Consider the following 2,466-nt stretch of genomic DNA (forward strand, 5'->3'; position numbering starts at 1 on the left):
GCCCGTCGCAGGGTGGGCATACGGCCCTGGGCTGGTACAAGGGGCGGGTTTCCTGAGACCGAACCTACGCGACGGGCATACGACGCACCGACCCACGCCCCCTCCCGCCGGTGGGCAAGTGGCGGGTGCGTGGTGGCTGAGGGCTCGTCTTTTAGGGGCGCGGGGAACTGCGCGATCAGCCACGACGAACCCGCACCCAAGCAACGAACCCAACCGCCCAACCGCCGGAGGCTATCGTGGAGCGGATGAGCGTTCAGGACCGGTCACCAAGGGAGCCCGCGGCAGCGAACCCGCGTTCGCTCGCGGAGCAGCTGCGGGCCCGCGACGACGCCTCGCTCGCCGCCCTCTTCCAGTCCCGCCCCGACCTCATCACCCCCGTACCGACCGACCTCACCCAGCTCGCCACCCGCGCAGGCACCCGCGCCTCCGTGATCCGCGCCCTGGAGCACCTGGACCGCTTCGCCCTGCAGACGGCGCAGGCCCTGGCGGTGGCCCCGGACCCGGCGGCGTACGACACGCTCCTGTCCCTGCTGGCCGGCGACGAGGATGACCCGGAGGTCACCGGCGCCCTCCCCGGCGCTCTCGCGACGCTGCGCGAGCAGGCGCTGGTGTGGGGCGCGGACGACCGGCTGCGCCTGGTCCGTACGGCCCGCGAACTGCTCGCGCCCTCGCCGCAGCACCCGTCGCCGACGGGCCTGGGCCCGACGGTGGCGGAGGCGACGGCGGGCATGTCCCCGGGCCGTATCCAGGAGATCCTCGCGACGGCCGGGCTGCCCACGACGCACGACGCGGTGTCGGCGGTGGCGTCGCTGACCGCACTGTTCACCGACCGGCCCCGGATGCGCGCCCTGCTCGCCGAGGCCCCGGCCGACTCCCTGGACGTGCTGTCGCGGCTGGTCTGGGGCCCGCCGTACGGGCAGGTGACGGCCGACCCGGCCCCCCGCCTGCGCTGGCTCCTCGACCGCGGACTGCTGCTGCCGACGGCGCCCGGCACGGTCGTACTCCCCCGCGAGGTCGCCCTGCATCTGAGGGCGGGTCGCGCGCACCAGAAAACGGAACCGCTTCCTCCGGCCGTCGAGCCCGCCGCCACACACCGTCCACAGGTTGTGGACGCGACGGCGGCCGGCCAGGCGTACACCGCCCTCGCGACCATCGAGGAGCTGCTCAAGGACTGGGACGAGGGCGGCCCGGCCGTACTGCGCGCGGGCGGCCTGAGCGTACGGGACCTCAAGCGCACCGGCGTGGCCCTCGACGTGCCGGAGCCCGTCGCGGCCTTCTGGGTCGAACTCGCCTACGCGGCGGGCCTGTTGGCGTCGGACGACGAGGCCGACGAGCGATACGCCGCGACCCCGGCGTACGACGAGTGGCTGGAGCTGCCCGCGGCCGAGCGCTGGACGCGGCTCGCCACCGCCTGGCTGGCCGCGACCCGCACGGCGGGCCTGGTCGGCGGCCGCGACACCAAGGACCGTACGCTCTCGGCGCTGGGCCCCGGCCTCGACCGCTCGGCCGCGCCCGAGGTCCGCCACCGCGTCCTGGCCCTGCTCGCCGCACTCCCCGAGGGCGCCTCGGCCTCCGCCGACTCCCTGATCGCCCGCCTCCACTGGGAACGCCCGCTCCGAGGTACCCAGTCCCAGAGCGACGACCTGCGCACCCGTCTCGCCCGATGGACTCTGTCCGAGGCGGAGATGCTGGGGATCACGGGCCGGGGGGCGCTGTCGACGCACGGTCGGGCCCTGTTGCCGACGCCACCTGAGGCGCCCCTCACCGGAGCCGAACTGGCCGCGGCCGCCTCCCGCGCCGGCCGCCTCCTCGCCCCGCTCCTCCCCGCACCCCTCGACCACGTCCTGCTCCAGGCCGACCTCACCGCGGTCGCGCCGGGCCCGCTGGAGCGTCCGCTGGCGGACATGCTCGGGGTGCTCGCGGACGTGGAGTCGAAGGGCGGGGCGACGGTGTACCGGTTCACGCCGGGTTCGGTACGGCGGGCCCTGGACGCCGGCCGTTCGGCGTCGGACCTGCACGCTTTCCTCGCCGCGCACTCGAGTACGCCGGTGCCTCAGCCCCTCGCGTACCTGATCGACGACGTGGCCCGCAGGCACGGCCATCTGCGGATCGGCGCCGCGTCGGCGTACGTGCGCTGCGACGACGACGCCGTGCTGAACGAGATCCTCGCCGACAAGCGCTCCCAGGGGCTCCGGCTGCGCCGCCTCGCGCCCACGGTGCTGGCCGCGCAGGCCGACCCTGCCACGCTCCTCGACGGCCTGCGCGCGATGGGCTACGCACCCGCCGCGGAGTCCGCGGAGGGCGACGTGCTGATCGCCCGCGCCCACGCGCATCGCACCCCGCCGCGTACGGCCCCCGAGCCCGTACCGGACGGCCCGCCGGTCCCCGACGCCACCCTGCTGAGCGCCGCGATCCGCGCCATCCGCGCCGGCGACCTGGCCTCCACGACCCCCCGCAAACCCGCCC

At 75.8% G+C, this 2,466-nt stretch carries 1 protein-coding gene; it reads left to right on the plus strand.

The window, feature by feature from the left end; all coding sequences use genetic code 11:
• Nucleotides 1–245: 245 nt before the first annotated feature.
• A partial coding sequence (locus tag G5C60_RS50390) for a helicase-associated domain-containing protein (protein ID WP_165270993.1) occupies nt 246–2,466 on the plus strand: 2,221 nt, incomplete at its 3' end.

This window comes from Streptomyces scabichelini (assembly GCF_011045015.1).
Lineage (GTDB): Bacteria > Actinomycetota > Actinomycetes > Streptomycetales > Streptomycetaceae > Streptomyces > Streptomyces scabichelini.